This window comes from Paucibacter sp. TC2R-5, assembly GCF_025717605.1.
GTDB classification, from domain to species: domain Bacteria; phylum Pseudomonadota; class Gammaproteobacteria; order Burkholderiales; family Burkholderiaceae_C; genus Paucibacter_A; species Paucibacter_A albus.
The window spans coordinates 13,466-35,557 of record NZ_JAJIRQ010000011.1 but is presented as its reverse complement, the minus strand read 5'-3'; the positions used below and the strand labels follow the sequence as shown (position 1 = coordinate 35,557).

At 63.0% G+C, this 22,092-nt stretch carries 23 protein-coding genes; 11 read left to right on the top strand and 12 right to left on the bottom strand.

Translation table 11 applies throughout. The features are described from left to right. Positions 1-32 precede the first annotated feature (32 nt). The 5 genes from LNV08_RS21390 to def form a co-directional block, all read right to left on the bottom strand. Positions 33-794 (bottom strand): head GIN domain-containing protein, encoded by a 762-nt coding sequence (locus LNV08_RS21390; RefSeq protein WP_263535774.1) that lies wholly within the window; start codon positions 792-794, stop codon positions 33-35. 171 nt (positions 795-965) lie between these two features. Continuing rightward, entirely contained in the window at positions 966-1,382 is a 417-nt protein-coding gene (locus tag LNV08_RS21385; RefSeq protein WP_263535773.1) for a hypothetical protein, read from the bottom strand. Positions 1,383-1,435: 53 nt separating this feature from the next. Next, positions 1,436-2,284 carry a zinc metalloprotease HtpX gene (gene htpX / locus LNV08_RS21380; RefSeq protein ID WP_263535772.1) on the bottom strand — a complete coding sequence of 283 codons (849 nt, stop codon included), beginning with the start codon at positions 2,282-2,284 and terminating at the stop codon, positions 1,436-1,438. A 64-nt stretch (positions 2,285-2,348) separates the two neighbouring features. Continuing rightward, complete coding sequence (gene fmt, locus LNV08_RS21375; RefSeq protein WP_263535771.1) at positions 2,349-3,308, bottom strand: methionyl-tRNA formyltransferase; 960 nt, start codon at positions 3,306-3,308, stop codon at positions 2,349-2,351. 3 nt (positions 3,309-3,311) lie between these two features. Next, on the bottom strand, positions 3,312-3,830 hold the full coding sequence (gene def, locus LNV08_RS21370; protein WP_263535770.1) for a peptide deformylase: 519 nt from the start codon (positions 3,828-3,830) through the stop codon (positions 3,312-3,314). Positions 3,831-4,112: 282 nt separating this feature from the next. On the opposite strand from def, the gene LNV08_RS21365 reads away from it, so the two are divergent. The 3 genes from LNV08_RS21365 to LNV08_RS21355 all read left to right on the top strand — a co-directional run bounded on the left by LNV08_RS21365 (position 4,113) and on the right by LNV08_RS21355 (position 6,968). Next, positions 4,113-5,285, top strand: coding sequence for a LysM peptidoglycan-binding domain-containing protein (locus LNV08_RS21365; protein ID WP_414858784.1), 1,173 nt, complete (start codon positions 4,113-4,115; stop codon positions 5,283-5,285). An 18-nt stretch (positions 5,286-5,303) separates the two neighbouring features. Continuing rightward, positions 5,304-6,422 carry a DNA-processing protein DprA gene (dprA, locus tag LNV08_RS21360; RefSeq protein WP_263535828.1) on the top strand — a complete coding sequence of 373 codons (1,119 nt, stop codon included), beginning with the start codon at positions 5,304-5,306 and terminating at the stop codon, positions 6,420-6,422. 93 nt (positions 6,423-6,515) lie between these two features. Then, positions 6,516-6,968, top strand: a complete 453-nt coding sequence (locus LNV08_RS21355) for a DUF494 family protein (protein ID WP_263535768.1) — start codon at positions 6,516-6,518, stop codon at positions 6,966-6,968. A gap of 31 nt (positions 6,969-6,999) precedes the next feature. On the opposite strand, the gene LNV08_RS21350 is transcribed toward LNV08_RS21355, so the two are convergent. The 4 genes from LNV08_RS21350 to yajC form a co-directional block, all read right to left on the bottom strand. Beyond that, positions 7,000-9,372, bottom strand: coding sequence for a DUF1631 domain-containing protein (locus tag LNV08_RS21350; protein WP_263535767.1), 2,373 nt, complete (start codon positions 9,370-9,372; stop codon positions 7,000-7,002). 46 nt (positions 9,373-9,418) lie between these two features. Beyond that, positions 9,419-10,453, bottom strand: coding sequence for a protein translocase subunit SecF (gene secF / locus LNV08_RS21345; RefSeq protein WP_263535766.1), 1,035 nt, complete (start codon positions 10,451-10,453; stop codon positions 9,419-9,421). 18 nt (positions 10,454-10,471) lie between these two features. Beyond that, positions 10,472-12,364: a protein translocase subunit SecD gene (secD, locus tag LNV08_RS21340; protein ID WP_263535765.1), complete on the bottom strand. Its 1,893-nt coding sequence runs from the start codon at positions 12,362-12,364 to the stop codon at positions 10,472-10,474. Positions 12,365-12,546: 182 nt separating this feature from the next. Further along, positions 12,547-12,873: a preprotein translocase subunit YajC gene (gene yajC / locus LNV08_RS21335; RefSeq protein ID WP_263535764.1), complete on the bottom strand. Its 327-nt coding sequence runs from the start codon at positions 12,871-12,873 to the stop codon at positions 12,547-12,549. Positions 12,874-13,080: 207 nt separating this feature from the next. On the opposite strand from yajC, the gene LNV08_RS21330 reads away from it, so the two are divergent. From LNV08_RS21330 to LNV08_RS21300, 7 genes are all read left to right on the top strand, one after another. Then, positions 13,081-14,013 (top strand): dihydrodipicolinate synthase family protein, encoded by a 933-nt coding sequence (locus LNV08_RS21330; RefSeq protein ID WP_263535763.1) that lies wholly within the window; start codon positions 13,081-13,083, stop codon positions 14,011-14,013. A 44-nt stretch (positions 14,014-14,057) separates the two neighbouring features. Next, positions 14,058-14,741, top strand: a complete 684-nt coding sequence (locus tag LNV08_RS21325; protein WP_263535762.1) for a GntR family transcriptional regulator — start codon at positions 14,058-14,060, stop codon at positions 14,739-14,741. 19 nt (positions 14,742-14,760) lie between these two features. Next, a complete protein-coding gene (locus LNV08_RS21320; protein ID WP_263535761.1) occupies positions 14,761-15,693 on the top strand; it encodes a 4-hydroxyproline epimerase in 933 nt (310 codons plus the stop codon). Then, entirely contained in the window at positions 15,690-16,814 is a 1,125-nt protein-coding gene (locus LNV08_RS21315; RefSeq protein ID WP_263535760.1) for an NAD(P)/FAD-dependent oxidoreductase, read from the top strand. The genes LNV08_RS21320 and LNV08_RS21315 overlap by 4 nt, the downstream gene beginning before the upstream one ends. Next, the gene (locus LNV08_RS21310) at positions 16,811-17,074 is read left to right on the top strand and encodes a (2Fe-2S)-binding protein (RefSeq protein WP_263535759.1); all 264 of its coding nucleotides are present in this window, start codon (positions 16,811-16,813) and stop codon (positions 17,072-17,074) included. The genes LNV08_RS21315 and LNV08_RS21310 overlap by 4 nt, the downstream gene beginning before the upstream one ends. Next, on the top strand, positions 17,071-18,348 hold the full coding sequence (locus LNV08_RS21305; protein WP_263535758.1) for an FAD-dependent oxidoreductase: 1,278 nt from the start codon (positions 17,071-17,073) through the stop codon (positions 18,346-18,348). The genes LNV08_RS21310 and LNV08_RS21305 overlap by 4 nt, the downstream gene beginning before the upstream one ends. A 116-nt stretch (positions 18,349-18,464) precedes the next feature. Beyond that, positions 18,465-19,244: a DeoR/GlpR family DNA-binding transcription regulator gene (locus LNV08_RS21300; RefSeq protein WP_263535757.1), complete on the top strand. Its 780-nt coding sequence runs from the start codon at positions 18,465-18,467 to the stop codon at positions 19,242-19,244. A 16-nt stretch (positions 19,245-19,260) separates the two neighbouring features. Here LNV08_RS21300 and LNV08_RS21295 read toward each other — a convergent pair whose 3' ends face one another. After that, positions 19,261-20,505: a rhodanese-like domain-containing protein gene (locus tag LNV08_RS21295; protein WP_263535756.1), complete on the bottom strand. Its 1,245-nt coding sequence runs from the start codon at positions 20,503-20,505 to the stop codon at positions 19,261-19,263. A 96-nt stretch (positions 20,506-20,601) separates the two neighbouring features. After that, positions 20,602-20,814 carry a hypothetical protein gene (locus LNV08_RS21290; RefSeq protein WP_263535755.1) on the bottom strand — a complete coding sequence of 71 codons (213 nt, stop codon included), beginning with the start codon at positions 20,812-20,814 and terminating at the stop codon, positions 20,602-20,604. A gap of 282 nt (positions 20,815-21,096) precedes the next feature. Here LNV08_RS21290 and LNV08_RS21285 point away from each other — a divergent pair, with 282 nt between their 5' ends. Beyond that, positions 21,097-21,657, top strand: coding sequence for a thymidine kinase (locus LNV08_RS21285; RefSeq protein WP_263535754.1), 561 nt, complete (start codon positions 21,097-21,099; stop codon positions 21,655-21,657). A 46-nt stretch (positions 21,658-21,703) separates the two neighbouring features. Here the strand turns inward: LNV08_RS21285 and LNV08_RS21280 are convergent, their stop codons facing one another. Further along, entirely contained in the window at positions 21,704-21,940 is a 237-nt protein-coding gene (locus tag LNV08_RS21280; protein WP_263535753.1) for a hypothetical protein, read from the bottom strand. Positions 21,941-22,092 lie beyond the last annotated feature (152 nt).

Sequence of the window (22,092 nt, the reverse complement as noted above, 5' to 3'; positions counted from 1 at the left end):
CCGATTGTCGTCGGGCGAGGCCCGCCGGCGGCTCAGTTGAGCTTGGTAATCGCACCGTAGCCGGCCACCGAGCTGCTGAGCACGGGTGAGCCGAGGTAGGCCACATCGCCCGAGCCGGCGATGGAGACCTTCAAGGTCTTGACCGCATGCACGGTGGCATTGCCACTGCCGGCGATGCTGGCCTTGACCTCGTCGGCCTGCAGTCCGCGCGCATCGACATCGCCGCTGCCGGCCACCGACAGGCTGAACTGGCCCACGCGGCCGCGGGCCTTGATGTCACCGCTGCCGCTGACCTGCACGCTCAAGCTGTCGCCGCTGAGCTCAAGCAGATCAACATCGCCCGAACCGCTGACGCTGACGTTGACCGCCGGCGTCTTCATCGCCTCGACCCGCACATCACCAGAGCCGGCAATGGCGATCGCACGCAGCTGAGGCAGCACCACGGTGATTTGCGGCTCGTTGCGGCCTGAAAAGCTATAGCCCTTCTTGTTGCCGATCTCCAAGGTGCGGCCTTTGCTGCCCTCGACCACCCGGGTTTCGATCAGCGGCAGAAAACTCTTGTCGGCCTTGAGTTCAAGCTTGACGGCGGAGCCTTGACGCACCACGACCTTGTAATTGCCGGAAAGGCTGATGGCGTCGAATGCCCCCAGATCGCGGCTTTCGCTGACCGTTTCACCCGATGCCTTGACCTGTTCATTGAAGCCCCAGGTCCAGGCCTGCGCAGGCGCCGCAAAAGCGAAATTGGACAAAATGGCAGCGCTGGCGGCGGCGAAAACTGTGCGGCGATTCAACATGGGGAGAGCTCCTGTAAGCGGGTCTTGCTTTGCAATGCCCTCATCATCTCGCCGATCAATGCCGCGCCGGCCTGCGCTGCGACGGAATGCAGCCGCGAAGGCATAGAAAGCAAAAAAGCCGCGGCGAATACACGCGGCGGCTTTATCTTCCTTGCCGGCTAAATGGGCAGCTCAATGTGCAGCTTTGGGCTTGCTGGCTTTGCCCTCGGCCTTGTCATCGGCGCCGTCGCCACCTTTGGCCTTGGGTTTGCTTTCTTCTTCCGGCTCGGCGCCGGGCTTGACGATAGGCGTGCGCGGCACCACCGGTGCCACTCCTTCGAGCTTGTTCTCGCGCATGTACTCGTCCATCTCCTTCCAGCCATTGAAGACAGCGGCTTTTTGCGCCTTGGGGTTGAGCGTGTAGCAGTCCTCAATCGCGCGCATGGCATTGCGGCACGCGCTCCCGATGGCCTTGCCCTCGGCTTCCTTGGCGGCGGCCAATTTGGCGGGGTCTTCGATGCCTAATTGCTCGCAGCCGGTCAGCAAGAGCAGACAGAACAGGGGCAGCGCACGAACTGACGCAAAAGCTGATTTAAAAGCTGGTTTCATAGCGCTGTGTATCGGCTCATTTGGTTCAGCGCTTGAGTGAAAGCTCGGCCGTGTCACCGGCGCTGCGCCATTTCCATCAAGCGGGCGACGCGCTCCTCGGTCGCCGGGTGGGTGCTGAACAGCCCCGCCAGACCTTTGCCGGAGAGCGGATTCATGATCATCATCTGCGCCGTTTCGGGGTGCCTCTCGGCCGCAGCCATCGGGATGCGCTGGGCGAAATTGTGAATCTTGGTCAGCGCCGAGGCCAGCGCCTGCGGGTCGCCGGCAATCTCGGCACCACCCCGGTCGGCTTCAAACTCGCGTGCGCGGCTGATCGCCATCTGGATCACGCTGGCGGCCAGCGGCGCCAAGATCATCACCAGCAATCCGACCAGCGGGTTGCTGCTGCGCCCCTCGCTATTGCGCCCGCCGAAGAACATCGCAAAATTGGCCAGCATCGAAATGGCACCCGCCATCGTCGCGCTGATGGTGCTGATCAAGATATCCCGGTGTTTGACATGGGCCAACTCATGCGCCATCACGCCGCGCAACTCGGCGGCGGACAAGACGCGCATGATGCCGCTGGTAGCCGCCACCGCCGCATGCTCGGGGTTGCGCCCGGTGGCGAAGGCGTTAGGCGCGTCCTCATCGATGATGTAGACGCGCGGCATGGGCAACTCGGCCTTGGCCGCCAGCTCCTTGACCATGGTGTAAAACTGCGGGGCCGAGGTTTCGTCGACCTCGCGCGCGTTGTACATCTTCAGCACCAGCTTGTCGGAAAACCAATAACTGAAGAAATTCATGCCCAGCGCCACCAGCAAGGCCATCATCATGCCGCTTTGCCCACCGATCATGCCCCCTAAGGCCATGAACAAGGCGGTGATGGCGGCCATCAAAATAGCGGTCTTCATCAAATTGAACATAGGACTCCTTGGGAAAACGAAACGGATGATAACGGTCCAATAGATCGGACCGCTGCCGACGATTTCAAGCGCTGAAGCGCGCCCCGACCGGAATGGCTCTTGCCTGCAAAAAGACCTGAGCCGGCAAACGCTTGGCCCCGGCACGCTGCAGCTCGGTCAGGCGCAAGGCTTGCTCGCCACAAGCGACGACGACACCCTGCTCATCCACACGCAAGACCAGGCCCGGCTCGCCGGCGCCGGCGCAGACCTCGCCACGCCAGCATTTGATCGCCTCGCCGTCCAGCTGCGTCAAGCCGCCAGGGAAGGGGTCAAAAGCGCGCAAGCGACGTTCGATCTGGGCGGCGGGCTGCGCCCAATCGATCTGCGCCTCGGTTTTTTCGATCTTGTGGGCGTAGTTGACGCCTTCGCTGGGCTGCGGCGTCGCCACCCATGAGGCAGCGGGAGCCTTCAGCGCCGCCACAATCATCTGCCCGCCCAAGGCGGCCAGTCGGTCATGCAAAGCGCTGGTGTTGTCGCTCGGCTCAATGGGCTCGCGCGCCATCATCAGCATCGCGCCGGTATCCAGCCCCGCATCCATTTGCATGATGGTGATGCCGGTTTCGGCGTCGCCGGCCTCGATCGCCCGGTGAATCGGCGCGGCGCCGCGCCAGCGCGGCAAAAGCGAGGCGTGGATGTTCAAGCAACCCAACGGCGGGAGATCCAACACCCATTGCGGCAGGATCAGGCCGTAAGCGGCGACCACCATCACCTCAGCCTGAGCGTCCAGCAAGGCCTGCCGGGCAGCGGCGGCGTCTTCAGGAAACTTACCATCCAGGCGCAGGCTGCGCGGCTGCGCCACCGCAGTGCCATGCTGCAGCGCCAGTTCTTTGACGGCGGAGGCCTGCAGCTTCATGCCGCGCCCGGCCGGCCGGTCAGGCTGGGTCAACACCAGCGGCACGCTGAAACCCGCGTCCAGCAGAGCCTTCAGGGCAGTAGCCGCGAACTCGGGCGTACCGGCAAATATGACGCGAAGCGGAGCCGTCATCACTCAGCGCCGACGGCCATCTTCTTCGCGCGATTTTTTGAGCATCTTGGTCTTGATGCGTTCGCGCTTGAGCGGGCTCAGGTAGTCAACGAATACCTTGCCCATCAAATGATCCATCTCATGTTGAACGCAGACGGCCAACAGCCCCTCGGCGTCGAACTCATAGGGCTGGCCTTCGCGATTCAAGGCCCGCACCGTGACGCGCGAGTAGCGGGGGATTTTGTCGTAGATCTGCGGCACCGACAGGCAGCCCTCTTCGCCCTCGGTGAACTCGGCGCTGGTTTTGATCAACTCGGGGTTGATCAAAACGCGGGGGTCGTCGCGACCTTCCGAGGTGTCCATCACAACCACCCGCTCATGCACATCGACTTGGCTGGCCGCCAAGCCCACGCCTTCGGCGCTGTACATGGTCTCCAACATATCGTCGACCAAACGCTGGATGCGGGCATCAACAACCACCACGGCCGTGGCCACGGTGTGCAAACGTGGGTCGGGGTAACGCAAAATATTCAATATCGCCATGATTCTCGCGCTGTGAACGGGGCACAACGCCTATTTGTAAGTGCTTGCAAGAGGGCGAAAGCCCTTGTTTTGTTCGTTGCGACGGCCTGTTTTTGGGGGCAGAATCGTCGCGGCCGGGTGGATTTTCGCTGAAATGCGCAAGCTTGGCCGCTTGCAGGTCTATGCAATCGGCAATTCGCCCGCCGTTTGCGCCGTAAAACAAGTCAACCCAGAGCCGCATCCCGTCGCGGCAGAGAGTGCTCAATGCCTTTTTGCGAAAACACGAATATTCCCCGCCGCACCATGCTGGGCTTGAGCCTGCGAGCGGCCGGCATCTGCCTCTTGAGCGCTACAGGCGCGGCGCCCACGGTCTGGGCGCAGACCGCGTCACTCCCCATCACCGACCAGCAGCGCGCCACGGCCGAGCGCGTGGCGCAGGCCGGCGTAGCCTTGAGTGAGCTGGCGCCCAACGCGCCGGACTCGCATACCGTCAAGCGCGGCGACACGCTCTGGGATATCTCCAAGCTCTTTCTGAGTGACCCTTGGCGTTGGCCGGAGCTCTGGGGCATGAACCGTGAGCAGATCAACAACCCGCATCTGATCTACCCAGGCCAGACGCTGATGCTGGTCAAAATGGATGGGCGCGCGCAGCTGCAAATGGCGCAACAACGTGCGGGCGCTCAAGGCGGCGAGGCGGATCAGTCCGGCAAGCTCTCGCCACGCGTGCGCAGCAGCGACTTTGACGGCAACGCCATCACCGCGATCCCACTCAATCTGATCGAGCCCTTTTTGAACGACGCGGTGGTCTTTGACACCGACGAGCTGGCGAGCGCACCGCGCATTGTGGCCACGCCGGAGGGCCGCGTGCTCTTGTCGCGCGGCGATCTGGCCTACGCAAGGGGCGACCTGAGCCAAGCCACCGATTACCGTGTGTTCCGCAATACCCGGCCACTGCTGGACCCCAGCACCCAGGAAGTACTCGGCTTCGAGGCGCCCTATTTGGGCACCGCCGAGCTGAAACAAGGCGAGCAAAGCACCGAACTGCCAGACGGCAAGGCTGTCATCGTGCCCGCGACCTTGGTGATCAAGGCGGTGCGCCAGGAGATCGGCGTTGGCGACCGACTGTCGCCGGTTCCGCAGCGCAGTTTTACGCGCTACGTGCCGCATTCACCATCCGCGCCGATCAGCGGCCAGATCGTGTCGATTTATGGCGATGGCTTGAATGCCGGCCAAAACCAGATCGTCGCCCTGAACCGGGGGCGGCGTGACGGCATTGAGCGCGGTCATGTGCTGGCCTTGTGGCAGAGCGGACGCAGCATGGTGGACAGCACCAGCGACAAGCGCGAAGTCATCAGGCTGCCCGACGAGCGTCACGGCGTCTTGTTTGTGTTTCAGGTTTACGAGCGGGTTTCTTACGCTTTGATCATCTCGGTCCGGGCGCCGGTCAGGGCGGGGGACCGGTTCAGCCAACCCTGATGGCTGGACATCGCTATGCTGGCGCGCGATGAATTAGCGGCTTGGCTGCGACTGCTCGAAACGCCCGGCATCGGTCTGGAAGCAGCCCGCCGGCTGCTGGTCTTGACAGGCTCGGCCCAAGCCGTCTTTGAATCATCCGAGGGCGCATGGCAATCCGCCTTGAGTGCGGCGCAGCGCGACTCCCTCAGCCTGCCGCCAGCCCACTTTGATGATTTGCTGGGCCAAACCTGGGACTGGCTGAACGCCGACCCGGCCCATGACATCTTGCTCCTGGGTGACGCCGACTACCCGGCCGCCTTGCTGCAAACGGCTGATCCGCCGCTGCTGCTCTACCTGCACGGCAAGCGCGAATTGTTGAGCCGCCCCGCCCTGGCCATCGTGGGCAGCCGCAGCCCGACCGCACAAGGTCATGACAACGCCAGCCAATTCGCACAGGCCCTGAGCAAGGCAGGCCTGACCATTGTTTCGGGCCTGGCCCTGGGCATCGACGGCGCGGCCCATCAAGGCGCCTTGGCCGGCCAGCGCGAAGGCGGCGCCAGCACCATTGCCGTGCTGGGCACCGGCCTGGACCAGATCTACCCTAAACGCCATCTCAAGCTGAGCCAGGAGATCGTCGCGCACGGCCTCTTGATCAGCGAGTATTCGCTCGGCACACCGGTCTTGCCGCCCAATTTCCCGCGCCGCAACCGGCTGATCGCGGGCCTGTCCTTGGGCTGCTTGGTGGTCGAGGCCGCCTTGAAGTCCGGTTCGCTGATCACGGCGCGTCTGGCCAGCGAGGCTGGCCGCGAGGTGTTTGCCATTCCCGGCTCCATCCACTCACCGCTGAGCCAGGGCTGCCATGCCTTGATACGGCAAGGCGCCAAACTGGTCGAGCGGGTCGAAGACGTGCTGGAAGAACTGCTGATCCAGCCCAGCACTGCGCCGGCATGCGCCAGCCCGACGGGCGACGCCGCTTTGAGCCGGGAACAGGCGCAAATATTGCAACTGATGGGCTACGAGCCGGTCAGCCTTGACGCCTTGTCGCAGCGCGCGGGCTGGCCGGTCGCGGATCTCAGCGGTCATTTGCTGGAGCTGGAGTTGGCCGGCGAAATTGCCCGCTTGGCAGGCCAGTTATTCCAGCGTCGCAAACGGGTATAGCTACCGCATTTAAGGCGATTTCAAGCCAATCAAGGCCTTTTATGGCGCAATTTTGGGTCAAGAGGCCTAAAGGGCCTGCGGTATAGTCAGCCCATGTTTGACGTGCTGGTCTACCTCTACGAAACCTATTGGCGTCCGGATGCCTGTCCAGACGCGGCACAGCTGACTCGAAAGTTGTCGGCCGTCGGTTTCGAAAGCGATGAAATCCAGGAAGCCCTGTCTTGGCTGGAAGGCTTGGCGCAGGGCGCAGCGTCTTATCAAGGGCAGCAAAGCGCCTTGAGCTTGCGGGTCTATTCCGTCGCCGAGTTGGACCATCTGGGCGAACTTTCGGTCGGATTCATCAGCTTTCTTGAGTCAGCCGGCGTCTTACCGCCGCCCATGCGCGAGATGGTCATAGACCGAGGCATGGCGATTGCGGGTGGCCCGATGGACCTGGACGACCTCAAGATCATCGTCTTGATGGTGTTCTGGAGCCGCGGCGAAGAACCCGATGCCCTGATCCTGGACGAGCTGTTTGTCGCTCCCGAAGACAGGCTGATTCACTGACCACCGGTTCAGAAATATCGGCCCACCGGCCTCAGTTCAGCAGCCGCGCTGGATCCACATCCAATTTGGCCAGCGCATTGCGGGTTGCCTTGACGGTCAAGGACTCATCTTGCGCCGGCAGCAACAGCCCGGCTTGCAGGAAGGCCGCCATCCGGCTCAGCTGGAACAGCACACCGCGTCCGCTGGCGGTCACGAACAAGGCCATCTGACGACGGGTGCCGCGCCAGGCCAGTTGCACCGCCTCATTGCGGTTGCGGTAGTCCAACATATACCAGCCACCGACCTGCAATTCTTTGGCCCAGGCCAGCATCGCCGGGCTAGGCTCCGAGCCGCCCTCGGCCACCACTTCCATGCCCTCGGACTCATGGCCGGACAGATCACGCACCATGGTTTGGTCGATGTCGATCTCGTCGCCGCCTTCCGGCAGCATCGCCTCCAGCGTTTCAAGCTGGTCCATCAACTCGTCCAGGCGCTCGCGCGGTATCTGCGCTGTCTTGGCGGTAAAGGCCGCCGCCAAGGCATTGTTCAGCGTGCGCACTTGCTCGTCCTGGCGTTCGACCGCCATACCGGCCTGACCCATGCCGTCGCGCAAGGTCTTGAGCAAGGGGGGCAGGCGACGAATCACCTCGGCGCGCTCTTCGCGTGACACCTTGGCGCTAGCCGACCAGATCAAGTCCGCTGCGGCGCGCTTCATCAAGCGCGTTTGCTCGGATTGCGCGCCGGCTCGCACCGCCGTCACCGCCAACACATCGGCCCAGATGTGGAACAAAAACTCGCGCACGCCGTCCTGCACCGGCACCGCGCTGAGCATTTTGCGCAGCTCTATCGTGTATTGAATCGCCAGCGTCTCACGCTGCTCGACCTGCTGCGCCAGAGACACGCCATGCCTGGTGGTCTGGTTTTCATGTTCGAAATAGTTATCGAGAAACTTCTCAAACTCGGTCAGCACGGTCTGAAAAACTCGCCGTCCGGTATCTGGGTAAGCCTCGACCACCTGCACCACGCGCTTGATTTCGCGCTCCAAGGGCTCAGGCCCCGACCCACCATTGCTGCCACCACTGCCGGCGCTGAAGCCCATCACGCAAGAACCCATGCGATCAATCAACTGACGGGCCGGGTGGTCGGTGGTGGCAAAAAAGTCAGGCTCGCTGACCGCCACCCGAAGCACCGGCATCTGCAGCCGAGCAAACCACACCCGAACCGTCGCGGGAATATGCTCTTCCATCAAGATGCTTTGGAACATCATCGCCACCAATTCAATCGTGGCGCGCTCGGCCGGCGTTTCGGCCGCCTGCTTCAGCACTTGTTTGAAGGCTTGATTGCGGGTCTGCAATTCCTCCAGCACCTGCGGCGCTGCGGGCTCCGGCGCGCCCGGAGTTTGCAGCGGCGCGCGCTGCAGCGCCTCTTGGGCATTTTTGATCGCTGAGGACAGCCTTGCCGGCAGGCCTTGCTTGGCGCCGCCTGCCATCGGCGCCAAGGCCGAAGCGCCGCCGCTCATCGCTGTGGCGTGGGCTTCCAGCCGGGTCGCGGCAAAGGCCGGCACCTGCCCGCCAACGATGCGCTGCAACAGTTGCAAGACCTCCTCGGCCTGGCTGCTGACCGGGCTGCGAGCAGCGACTGCGGCAGGATGATTTGCGGCCGCCGCCGCTGCCGGCGACAAACCGGAGCCACCCCGCATAACCCCTCCGCGCAACTGCGCTTCGGCCGACTGGCCCGGGTAGGCCGCCGTTCCCGCTGCCTGGGCCGCCCTGCGAATGAAAGGCCGCAGATCAACCTCGGGCATCACCGACTGCGTGAGCAGCCAAGCATTGACCTCGTGATAGGCCTCGCCCAGCAATTGGGCAAATTCCTGATGCAGATCGGTGCGCAGCATCTGCCAGTCGGAGTTGCTCAGGCCGCTGCGCGTCCATGCGTCCAACACCAGCTTGGCCAGCACATTGGCGCGAAACAAATCTTGTGGCGCCAACTCATCTTGCTGCTCCAAGACCTGCATGCGGGTGCGCAGATCGGAGAATTCCCAGGTCGCTTTGTCCATCATCGCCAGCGCCAGCCGCGAGGCGGTAATCTCCCGCTCGATGGTGTCATCGTCCACCAGGCTCATCGAACCCTCGGTGTGCACGGCCTTGGCGTCGGCGGGTGACTTTTGGGTGTCGACGATGCCATAGACCGCCGCATGGCGAATGCCGCTGATCACGCCCGCCTGCCAGGCCGGGCCGTGCCGGTTCCAGGACTGCACGCCGTCACGGCGCGCCACCATCACCGCATACTCGGCCGACAGCAAAAGCAGCTTCGCCGCGGACTCATTGACCGCCCGCCCCAACGCCACCAGCCCATGCACCAGCGCCTCGACGTAGATGCGCCGTGCCTGTGTGGCGAGAGCCTTGTTGCGGGCGGCGACGGTCATAGAGCTGGAAGGCGGCTAAGGCTAAGTGGAAAAAGCTGAAAGTACTCTACACCAAGGCCCCGGCGTTTGGATCGTCCGGGTCGCCCTTGTTGACCGGCGTACTGACCAAATCCTCACGCTTGACGCCCAGCCACATGGCGATCGATGCCGCCACGAAGACCGAGGAGTAGATGCCGAACAAGATGCCGATGGTCAGTGCAACCGCAAAGTAATGCAGCGTCGGGCCACCAAAAATCAACATCGACAAGACCATCATCTGGGTCGAGCCGTGGGTGATGATGGTGCGGCTCATGGTGCTGGTGATGGCGTGGTCGATCACCTCGTGCGTGCTCATCTTGCGGTACTTGCGGAAAGCCTCGCGCACCCGGTCAAAAATCACCACCGACTCATTGACCGAATAGCCCAGCACAGCCAAGACCGCCGCCAACACCGAGAGCGAAAACTCCCACTGGAAGAAGGCAAAGAAGCCCAGAATGATGACCACGTCATGCAGATTGGCAATGATGCCCGCGACCGCAAACTTCCATTCGAAGCGCACAGCCAAGTAGATCATGATGCCGATCACCGTGGCCAGCAATGCCTTCGCCGCGTCGTGCCCCAACTCCTCACCGACAGCCGGGCCCACCACCTCGCTGCGCGAGAGCTTGATCGGCTCTGCGCCAGCCGCCGTCATACAGACCTGCTTGCTAATGGACTCGCCCTTGTCGCTGATGCTTTGACGCTGGCTGATGGTGCCTTGCTCGGCCTTGCACAGCTCGCCGAACACCAGATCGACCTGCTCGGTCTGCTTGATGTCGGCGCGCAGCGGCAGGCGGATCATCACGTCGCGCGTGCTGCCGAAGTTCTGCACCTGCACCTCGCCAAAACCGAGCTTCTCGACGATCTGACGGGTCTTCTCGATATTGGCAGCCTGCGCGTATTCGGCCTCGATCACCGTGCCGCCGGTAAACTCGATCGAAAAATGCAGGCCTCGCGTGATCAAGAAGAACACCGCGGCAGCAAAGGTGACGAAGGAAATGACGTTGAAGATCAACGCATGCTTCATCAGCGGGAGATCCCGCTTGATACGGAACAGTTCCATTTTTCTAGCTCCGCCTAATCAGGACTTGGCCACGGGCTGATCAGCCGCGATAACCTCGGTGGGTGGGATCCAAATCTGTCCGATCGACAGCGATTTGAGTTTCTTCTGACGGCCATACCAAAGATTGACCAGCGCGCGCGAGAACACGACCGATGAGAACATCGAGGTCAAGATACCCAGGCAGTGGACGATGGCAAAGCCTTTCACCGGGCCGGAGCCAAAGGCCAGCAGCGACAGGCCGGCAATCAAGGTGGTGACGTTGGAGTCCAGAATGGTGGCAAAGGCGCGCTCGTAGCCGATGGTGATCGCCCCTTGCGGGCTGGCACCAGCGCGCAACTCCTCGCGGATGCGCTCATTGATCAGCACGTTGGAGTCAATCGCCATACCCAGCACCAGCGCGATCGCCGCGATACCGGGCAACGACAGCGTCGCCTGCAGCATCGACAACAAGGCCACCAGCAAGAGCAGGTTGAAGCCCAGCGCCAGCGAGGAGATCACGCCGAACAGCCGGTAGTAGATGCTCATGAAGATCGCGACCGCGACAAAACCCCAGGTCACCGAGAGAATGCCCTTCTCGATGTTTTCTTTACCCAGGCTCGGGCCGACGGTCTTTTCTTCGATGATTTCCATTGGCGCGGCCAAGGAGCCGGCGCGCAGCAGCAGCGCGGTATCGCTGGCTTCCTGGGTGCTCATCGCTCCCGAAATCTTCACTCGGCCGCCGCTCAACTCGCTGCGAATCACCGGCGCGGTCACGACCTCGCCCTTGCCCTTTTCGAACAAGATGATGGCCATGCGCTTGCCGATGTTCTCGCGCGACATGTCCTTCATGATGCGGGCACCCTTGGCGTCCAGCGTCAGGTCCACCGAGGCCTGGTGATTCTCATCAAAGCCGGGCTGCGCGTCGGTCAGGTTTTCACCGGTCAACACGAATTGGCGCTTGACGATGATGGGGCCGAAGCCACGGTCGATGAAGCGCTCGGTCCCGAAGGGCACCGGGCCGCTGCCGGCCAGAGCGGCCTGCGCCTCGGCGCTGTCGTCGACCATGCGCAACTCCAGCGTGGCGGTGCGGCCGATGATGTCCTTGGCCTTGGCCGTGTCTTGCACGCCGGGCAACTGCACGACGATGCGGTCGCGCCCTTGCTGTTGAATCGTCGGCTCGGCCACGCCGAGCTCATTGACCCGGTTGTGCAGGGTGCTGATGTTTTGCTTCAGCGCCGCGTCTTGCACGGCCACCATAGAAGCGGGCTTGAGGCTGCCGGTCAGGCGCTGATCCAGGCCATCCGTCGAAGCCGTCCACAGCACATCGCCGAGTTGCGCGCTCAACAGGTCTTGGGCTTGCTTGAGCACGGCGTCGTCGCGGAAGGACACCACCACATTATTGCCATCGCGACTGATGCCGGAGTGACGAATGCCCTTGTCGCGCAACATCGTGCGCACATCGCCGGTCAGCGATTCGGCCTTTTTGGTCAGCGCCGACTTCATGTCGACCTGCATCAAAAAGTGCACACCGCCGCGCAGATCCAGGCCCAGATACATCGGGAACGCATGCAGGCTGGACAACCAGTGCGGCGAGCGCGACAACAGGTTCAGCGCGACGATATAGCTCGGGTCGGCCGGGTCGGTATTGATCGCCTTGCTGATCGCGTCCTTGGCGTGAATCTGCGCGTCCAGGTCGGCAAAGCGTGCCTTGATCGAGTTGCCTTCGAGTTGGACGAAATCGGGCGTGATCTTGGCCTCTGCCAGAGCGGCTGCGACCCGGCTTTGCAGCGCAGGGTCGACCTTCAGCGTGGCCTTGGCACTGGACACCTGCACGGCCGGCGCCTCGCCGAAAATATTCGGCAAGGTGTAGATGGTGCCGACGAGTAGCGCGAAGATAAGGATCGCGTACTTCCACATCGGATAACGGTTCATGCTGTTTCCTCTCAGACCCGGCCATGATGGCTGCGTGGCGCTTGCGCACCAGGGCATGCTGTGCTGGGGGCGCTGCCCGGCCGCTTGAGCGGCCTCTGGGCAACTTGGCTAACTTGAGCAAAGGGGGTGTTCGGTCGATGGGCTCGCATTGCCACCCATCAGCCAAGCAGCCCCGGTCAGTCTTACTTGACGGTGCCCTTGGGCAAGACTTGCACCACCGCGCCGCGCTGCACTTGCAACTCAACACCCGTGGCCACCTCGATCGAGATGAAGCTATCACCCAGCTTGGTGATCTTGCCCAGCAGACCGCCGGTGGTCACCACCTCGTCGCCCTTGGCGATCGCGTCGATCATCGCCTTGTGCTCTTTCTGGCGCTTCATCTGGGGACGGATCATGACAAAGTACAAGACCACAAACATCAAGACCAGCGGCAGCATGCTCAGCAGGCTGGATTCGGTGCTGCCAGAAGCGGCCGGAGCGACCTGGGCAAAAGCATTGGAAATAAACACGACAGATCCCTTATGAATAAATGCGCCTAAGCCGGCTATTGATCAGCGATCAAGCGCCGCCAGGCGAACGAGCGCGGATTGTAAGCGCCCAAGCACGCAACAATCGGCCGGTCTTGGAACCCAACTTACCCGCAGCAATATGTGGTTGACATCCACATCATGCAAGGCTAAAGTTAAATATATCAACAGCATACCTGCGAGCAAATCATGCCCTTGCCTCAAGCCAAAGCCAATCTGCCCCGCTGGAGTGGCGTCTTCCCCGCCGTCACGACCAAGTTCAAGCCGAACGAGGACTTAGATGTCGCCGAGATGGAGCGCCACTTCGAGTTCCAGATCGCCAACGGCGTTGACGGACTCGTCACTGGCGGCTCGCTCGGCGAAGCCAGCACTCTGACGCTTGAAGAAAAGCTCGAAGTTGCCAGCATCGCGGTGCGCGTATCTAACGGCCGCGTGCCGGTCTTGGCCAATGTGTCGGAAACCAGCACCCGCAATGCCTTGCGCTATGTCGAGGGCGCCGCCCGCTTCGGCGTCGAGGGCTTGATGCTGATGCCGGCCGTGCTTTACCCGGCCGACACTCGCGAGGCGATCGCCAATGTGCGCACCATCTGCGCCGCCGCTGCGCTGCCGACCATGCTCTATAACAACCCGGTGTCTTACCGCGTCGATCTGAAGCCCGAAGATATGGTCGAGTTGGCCGACTGCGAGTGGCTGGTCGCGATCAAGGAGTCGACCGACAACATCCGCCGCGTCACCGACCTGCGCAATGTCCTCGGCACTCGTTACCAACTCTTCATCGGCGTGGACGACCTCAGCTTCGAAGCACTGGCCTTGGGTTGCGACGGTTTGCTGGCCGGCTTGTGCGACGCCTTCCCGGCCGAAACGGTGGCAATCTACAAGCTGATGCGCGCCAAGCGCTATGACGAAGCGCTGAAGATTTATCAGTGGTTCATGCCGCTGCTGCACTTGGACGTGCATGCCAAGCTGGTGCAAAACATCAAACTGGCCGAGATGATGGCAGGCGTCGGCAACGAAAACGTGCGCCGCCCGCGCTTGCCCCTGGTCGGCGAGGAGCGTGCCCGTGTGATGGCCATCATTCAGCGTGGCCTCGACACCCGCCCGGATCTGAGCCGTTTATTCTGAGCAAGTGCAAGCGGAGGCGCTGAGCCTGCGATGATGTTGGCACTATGAAAAAAGCCGCCAGCACCTCAGCCCTTTTGCCAGCCGGCGACGGCAGCGACAAAAGGCGTTATGCCGACCAAGCCTATGACAAGCTGGAGTCGATGATCTCGACCCTGCTGCTGCGGCCCGGTGCGCCCATCGTCGAGTCCGAGCTGATCGAGCATACCGGCCTGGGGCGCACGCCCACACGCGAGGCGCTCATGCGTTTGGTTGCCAGTGGCTTGATCGTGCAGCAGCCCCGGCGCGGCTTGTTGGTCAGCGACATTCGCTTGGCCGAACACCTCGACCTGCTGGAAGCCCGGCGGGTCTTGGAGCGCCTGATCGCCTCGACCTCGGCACGAAGGGCTACGCCGCAGCAGCGCGACGACTTGCTCGACTGCGCGCGCCAAATGGTGGCCGCGGCCCAAGCCTCGGACTTGCCGGCCTATATGGCGGCCGACCAAGCGCTGGACCATGTCAACCACGCTGCCTGCCGCAACCCCTTTGCGGTGGCCGCGGTGATCCCGATGGCGATTCAATGCCGACGCTTTTGGTATGCCTATCAACACCAGGGCGATATGAGCGAAGGCGCACGCTGTCATCTCGCTTTGGCGCAAGCAGTGGCCGAGGGTGAGCCCAACGCCGCCGCCGCGGCCTCCGACGCACTGCTCGACTATCTGCGCCAATTCGCGCAAGCCGTCATTGCCTAACTCCAAGACCCCAGCACCCATGCGCTTCATTGACTCTCATACGGGCGGCGAGCCGACCCGCGTTTTGATTTCCGGCGGCCCTGACCTGGGCACGGGCAGCATGGCCGAGCGCTTGGCCATACTTCGGGCACAACATGACGGTTGGCGCAGCGCGGTGGTGAACGAGCCCCGTGGCTCTGACGTGCTGGTCGGAGCGATGCTGTGCGAGCCGGTCAATGCGGCCAACACCTGCGGCGTGATCTTCTTCAACAACGTCGGCTACCTGGGCATGTGCGGCCACGGCACGATTGGCCTGATCGCTACATTGGCCTATCTGGGCCGCATCAGCCCGGGCGAGCATCGCATCGAAACGCCTGTCGGCCTCATCACCGCTACGCTGGCCGCGGACGGCAGTGTCAGCGTCGCCAATGTGCCGTCCTATCGCCATGCCACTCAAGTCGCCTTGAACGTGGCCGGCCACGGTCTGCTACATGGCGATGTGGCCTGGGGCGGCAACTGGTTTTTCCTTTGCGCCGACCACGGCCTGAGTTTGAACCTTGGCCAGGCAGAAGCGCTGACCGATTTATCCTGGCGCATCCGCCAAGCCTTGCGCGAGCAAGGCATCAGTGGCGCGGGGGGCCAAGAGATCGACCATATCGAGCTGACCGGCCCGGCCCAAGACCCGGCCAATCATGGCCGTAATTTTGTGCTGTGCCCCGGCAAAGCCTATGACCGCTCGCCCTGCGGCACCGGCACCAGTGCCAAGCTGGCTTGCCTGGCAGCAGACGGCAAATTGGCGCCCGGGCAGACATGGCGCCAGGAAAGCGTCATCGGCAGCGTTTTTGAAGCGGACTACCGGCCGGGAGAGATGGGGCAGATCCTGCCGCGCATCCAAGGCCGCGCCTTTGTCAATATGGATGCGACCCTGGTGTTCCAGCCCGGCGACCCCTTCGCCTGGGGCATACCGGTTTGAAGCAAAGCCGCAGCGCCGATGTGCTGATCGTTGGCGCCGGCATCATCGGCGCAGCCTGCGCACGGGCCTATGCGCGCCAAGGTTTGTCGGTCTGCGTGATCGAGCCGGGCGCGATCGGCGGCGGCGCGACCGCTGCGGCGATGGGGCATTTGCTGGTCGTTGATGACGAAGCCGGTGGTGCTGACGCTGAATTCCAGCTGACTCGGCGCAGCCAACAGCTCTGGCAGCAATGGCTGGACGAAAACTCCGAGCACCCGGCACTGGCCGAGCACCAGGCCTGCGGCACGCTGTGGATTGCAGCCGATGCCGAGGAGCTGGCCCTGGCCGAACGCAAGCAGGGCTGGTTGGCCGCCCGCGGCCTGGCTGCCGAGATGCTGGGTGCCACCGATCTGGCCCGGGCTGAGCCCATGCTTCGCCAAGGTTTGGCCGGCGCCATGCGCGTGCCCGGCGATGCTCGCGTCTACCCGCCCAAGGTCGCCGCCCGCTGGCTGGCCGAAGCGCGCGCCGAGCTGATCGAGGGTCAGGTCTTGTCTTTTGACGGCCATGGCGTGGTGCTGGCCGACGGCCGGCGTTTTTGGGGCGCGTTGACGGTCCTGTGCGCCGGCTTGGCCGCCCAAGCCTGGCTGCCGCCGGGCTGGCTGATCCCCAAAAAAGGACAACTCGCGATCACTCAACGCTATCCCGGAATGCTCAACCATCAATTGGTTGAGCTGGGCTATATCAAAAAAGCCCATTTGAGCGATCAGGACACGGTTTCCTTCAATGTGCAACCCCGCCCCGGTGGCCAACTGCTGATCGGCTCCTCACGCCAGATCGGCCGCAGCGACCGCAAGCTGGATCCGGCCATTTTGCAGGACATGCTGCGCCAAGCCTGCAGCTATTTACCCGGGCTAAGAGACTTGAGCCTGCTGCGCTGCTGGACCGGTGTGCGCCCGGCCAGCCGCGATGGCCAACCCTTGATCGGCGCCCACCCGGAACTGGCGCGCGTCTGGCTGGCCACCGGACACGAAGGCTTGGGAATCACCACCTCGCTGGCCACGGCCGAGTTGCTGGTAGACCTCAGCCTCGGTGCTACACCCTTGCTGGACGCCGGCCCATTCTCACCGAGTCGCTTTTTATGAGCCCAGCACTGCTAACTGCCCAAATCACGGTCTACATCAACGGCCAGGCCCAGCGGGTTCCGGCGGGCTGCAGTGTGGCTGCAGCGCTTGCCCATGCGGGCTTGAACCTCAGCAGGCGCTCGCTGACCGGCCAGCCGCGTGCGGCTTTTTGCGGCATGGGTCAATGCCAGGAGTGCCGGGTCAGCATTGACGCGGTGGCGAACCGGTTGGGCTGCCTAACACCTGCCAAAGACGGCATGAAGATCATGACCGAAGCATGAAAACGCCGAACGCTTTGCAGGCCGATGTAATCATGGTGGGCGCCGGCCCCGCCGGCATTGCGGCCCTGCAGCCGCTGCTCGCAGCCGGGCGCAGCGTCATCTGGATCGACCAGGCCGGCCAGGCAGGCGGGCAGATCTGGCGCGCCGGCGTGGCCCAGCCCTGGGCCAAACAGCTTGCCGTGCTGCTGCCGCATTCGGGCCTGCGCCGCCTGTTTGGCCATGCGGTGATTGACGCCGAAAGACCCTCGGAAGGCAGCTATCGCCTGCGCCTGCAAAATTTGGCTGAGCCCACGGCGGCGGCGCTGCTGGTGCAAGCGCCGCAACTGCTGCTGGCGCTCGGCGCACGCGAACGGTTTTTGCCCTTTCCGGGTTGGACCCTGCCCGGTGTCAGCGGCGCCGGGGGTCTGCAGGCGCTGGTCAAAAGCGGCTGGCCGGTGGCGGGCCAGCGCGTCGTTCTGGCCGGCTCTGGGCCCTTGCTGCTGGCCGCTGCCGACAGCGCCCGCGCAGCAGGCGCGCACATTACCCTGGTGGCCGAACAGGTCTCGCGCCGGGCCCTGGCGGGTTTTGCCGCCCGCTTGACGCCGGCCAAAGCAGCGCAAGCGGCCGGGCTGGCTTGGCGGCTGCGCGCCACGCCGTACCGCAGCGGCAGCTGGGTCGTCCGAGCGCTGGGCCAACAGCGGCTTGAAGGCGTGGTGCTGAGCAATGGCCGCACGCAGTGGGAGCTGCCTTGCGAGGCGCTCGGCGTCGCTTACGGCCTGCTGCCGAATACCGAACTGGCGGAGCTGCTGGGCTGCCGCATCGAGGCCGGCGCGATCGACGTTGATGCCACGCTGCAGACCTCGCTGCCCGGCGTCTATGCGGCGGGCGAATGCACCGGCATTGGCGGCGTGGACAAGGCCTTGATCGAGGGGCAGCTGGTTGCGCGGGCCTTGCTTGGCCAAAGCGCCACGCCCGCCCTGCGTCGCCAAAAAGCACATGCCGAGCGCTTTGCCAAAACGCTTGCCGCTACCTTCAAGCTGCGTCCCGAGTTGCTGACCCTGGCCGATGCCAAGACCATCATCTGCCGCTGCGAGGACGTCACTCTGGCCGAGTTGAAGGGGCAGCGCAGCTGGCGCGATGCCAAGCTGCAAACGCGCTGCGGCATGGGCGCCTGCCAGGGCCGTATCTGCGGCCCCATCACGCAAACCATGCTGGGCTGGCCCGAAGCGCAATCGGGGCGCGGCGGGCGGGCGCCGCTGCAACCCACGCCGCTGGCCTGCCTGCTGGACGAATGAGCTGACGTCATCACGGCGTCATCTGGCTGGGCGCTAATGCGCTGCTGTTTATTCGCCCGGCGCCGCTTGATCGGCCTCGCGCGAGCCTTTCAAAAGCCCGGTGCACTTTCGCTCATATGTGGACTCCCGAACGTCACGACCGCATCATCTCGCTGCTGCATCAGCGCCAGCGCCTGACTACCGACGCTTTCGCCTTGGAGTTGGGTGTTTCCAAAGAAACCGTGCGCCGCGATCTGATCGAGTTGGAGTCCAACGGCAAACTCAAGCGCATGCATGGCGGTGCGGTACCTTGCGACTTGCCGGCCGAGAACCTGGCCGAGGCCAGCTACCTGGAGCGGGCGCGCCAATTTCAGGCCGAGAAGCGCGCCATCGCACGACATGCCGCCGCGCTGATCGAACCCGGCAGCGCCTGCTTTATCGACGCCGGCTCAAGCACACATGCACTGGCACAAGCCTTGTTGAACAACAAAGGCCTGCTCGTCATCACCAATTCGGTCGAGGTGGCCAAGACCTTGGCGGCCGGCTCAGACATCGAGGTTCATTTGCTGGGCGGCAATCTGCACACGGACGTGCCGGCCACCAGTGGTGATTTCACCATCAGCGAGATCGCCCGCTTTCATGCCGACTACGCCTTGATTTCACCCACGGCCTTGAGCCCGGAACATGGCGCACTGAATTACGCCTGGCATGAGGCCGGCGTGGCGCGCGCCATGTTGGCGCATGCACGCCACAACATCATGCTGGCCCATGCCGACAAACTGGGACAAGGCAGCCGCGTCCAGATTTGCGGCGCGGCGGCGATTGATTCTTTGATCACTGACAGCCAAGCCGAGCCGGCCATGCTGGAGCGCCTGCGCAGGGCCGGCATCAAGCGGGTCATCAGCGCGCCCGTCTGAACCGAGGCGCTGCGCGCTACTGAACCGCGACGGGCAGATTCGCGCTGCGCCACTCGGGGAAGCCGCCGCGGAACCAATAGACCTTGCTATAGCCGGCTTTCAAGGCGGCATGACTGGCCTTGAAGCTCTTCCAGCATTCGGCGCCATTGCAGGCAAACACCAGCGGCGTCGCCTTGTTGGCGGGCAGTTTGCTGATATCAAAGGAATCATCGGCGGCCTTGAAGTCGGCGTCTTTGGCGCTCTTCTCGCCGTATGGCAGCAGGCTGGCGCCGGCGATATGGCCGGCCTTGAACTCGACGTCATTGCGGGTATCGAACAAGAGCGCGCCCGCCTTCTGCAGTTGTGCGACCGTGGCGGCGTCAACCACAGTCGCGCCGGGCAGGCTGCGCGGCGTGAAATAGCCCAAGGTCGACACATAGTCGAAGTCCTTGGCTGCCAGGGCTTGCAATTTTTGTGCACCAAAAGCACCCGGTGCGGCCGCCATGTTCTTGGCCAGGGCCGCCCTCAGGGCTTCGGGCGAAGTTGTCGAGGCCGGCTTCAACGCCACACCCATGCCCGGCACGGCCTTGCTCTGCATGACGACCTTGAGCGGCTCACCGGCGGCCACCCAGCGCTCAAAGACCGCCCGCTCCACCGCCACTACATCGCAGCGCTTGATTTGCAGGCAGATCAACAAAGCGTCTTGATAGCGGCTTTCGACCACGCTGCTGAAATGCCGCTTGACCGTCGTGTTGGCGGCATTGAGTTCGCCCCGCAAGAGGTAGGTCACCACGCTGTCTTGCTGGGGCAGGCCCAGGCGCTTGCCGGCGGCACTTTCGAGACTGCTGACCGGGCTGGTATTGAAGGCCACCAAGACAGCTTGCACCGGCTTTTCAATGCTGGCGACGGGCACATAGCCATAGCGCACCGCGCTGCCGATCACATGCGCCGGCGCCACGAAGACGTCGAATAAACGGGCTCGGGTGGCCGACAGGTCGGCAGATGCATCCGTCGAGGGCGTGACCTTCAGCGCCGCACCACGTTCGGGGCGCAGCGATTGCTCGAGCGTCGACTTCCAAGCGCTGAAGGTGGCGAAGCGCGATTGTTCCGCTTCATCGCCAGGGTTGATCAGCACCGAATAGGGTTCGGCAGCGGCAGCGCCCACCGTAGCCGCAGCGATAGCAGGCACCGTCACTTGCAGCATCAGAGCAGCCGCGACCAAGGTGGGCCGCGCCAGCTTGACCCACGAGCCGGCGAATTGGCTGACGCATAAGGCGCGCATAAGGTATTCCATACCAGCCAGTCTAGGCCATACACGGGCGCTCACGCAAACTCTGACACGCGCCCTTACAAAAAGGCGCAGCCAATGCACAGAGACTTAAATACTGTCCTTGGGCTTGGCACAGCCGGGCTTGCAAACCACCTCGGTGCGCCCCAGCACGCGCTTGGACTGCAGGTTATTGGGTGTGCGGTGCTTGCCGCATTTGAAGCAGGAGCGGGTGTGGCCGCTACCCAGAAAAGGTGATCCGCCTAACTTCGACTCATAGCGCAGACCGTTGTCGCTGACGCTGGTGTAGGTGTCTTTGCTCATTGTTCTCACTCCTTAGCCTTGCCGACCCACGGCGCGAGGGGCGCGACGGGCCCGATATGCGTTGACTACTCCCATCCCTCTACACAATAGTAGGCGGCAGATATGGCAATTGACTACCTCGCTTGCCCCAGGTTTTGTCACAATTCGGGTAAGTCATACCGCCTATTTAGGGGATTACTGCGGCGGATCGAAGGAGTGACGGCGCAAGTCCTTCGATTAGGCGATTGCAAGGACAATGGCCCGATCACTCCAAACGACACTGAACCCCAGTCCCCCCCCCCAATGGCCAAGTTATTTTTCCGTTATGCCGCAATGAACGCAGGCAAGTCGACCGCCTTGCTGCAGGTGGCGCACAACTATGAGGAGCGCGGCCACAGCGTGCGCTTGTTTACCGCGCGGGTTGATGACCGCTACGGCAGCGGCCAGATCACTTCGCGCCTGGGGCCGCAGCGCGAAGCGGAGCTGTTTGAGCCGCAGACCGATTTCCTGGCCTTGAATGCGGAGCAGCCTGGCGTGGCCTGCCTGCTGATCGACGAGGCTCAGTTTCTCAACAAGACGCAGGTCTGGGCGCTGCATGAGTTGGCCCATATCCACAACCTGCCGGTCATTTGCTACGGCCTGCGCACCGATTTCCAGGGCGAGCTATTCCCCGGATCGGCCAGTTTGCTGGCCTTGGCCGATGAGATGGACGAGATGAAGACCATCTGCGACTGTGGTCGCAAGGCAACAATGAATATGCGTGTCGACGCCAACAACCGCAAGGTCACCGTCGGTGACCAGGTCGAAATTGGCGGAAATGCCCGTTACCGGGCCGTCTGCGGACGTTGCTTCAGGCAGATTTGAAGGAACACGGCCTCGGAGCGGGCCGTTTTGTTCCAGGTTCAAGCCATCACGGCTTGGTCAGCAACTCATCCAGCTCCTTGCAAGTGGGGGAGCATACGGGTTGAGATTTGCCCAAAAGCTTCTTGGACTTGAGCATTGCACGCGGGCGATGTTTGCCGCACAAAAAGCACGACATGGTTGCCGCACCGAAGGAGGAGGTCGCCGCAAATGGCGAACCTGGAGCTTTTGAGCGGTAGCGCAGTCCATCAGCTTCGATGGTGGTTTTAGTACTGTCCTTGGCCACGTCGGTCCTGATTTGAGTTAGAGAGAGCCTGGCACAAACGCTCAGCCGGATTTTCCTCGATCCGATTGGGCAAATGCGCCGACCCTGTATTTTCCACTATCTGGAGGCCGATCTCGCGCGCAGTTCGCTACTCGCCCCCTTGGAGCGAGGGA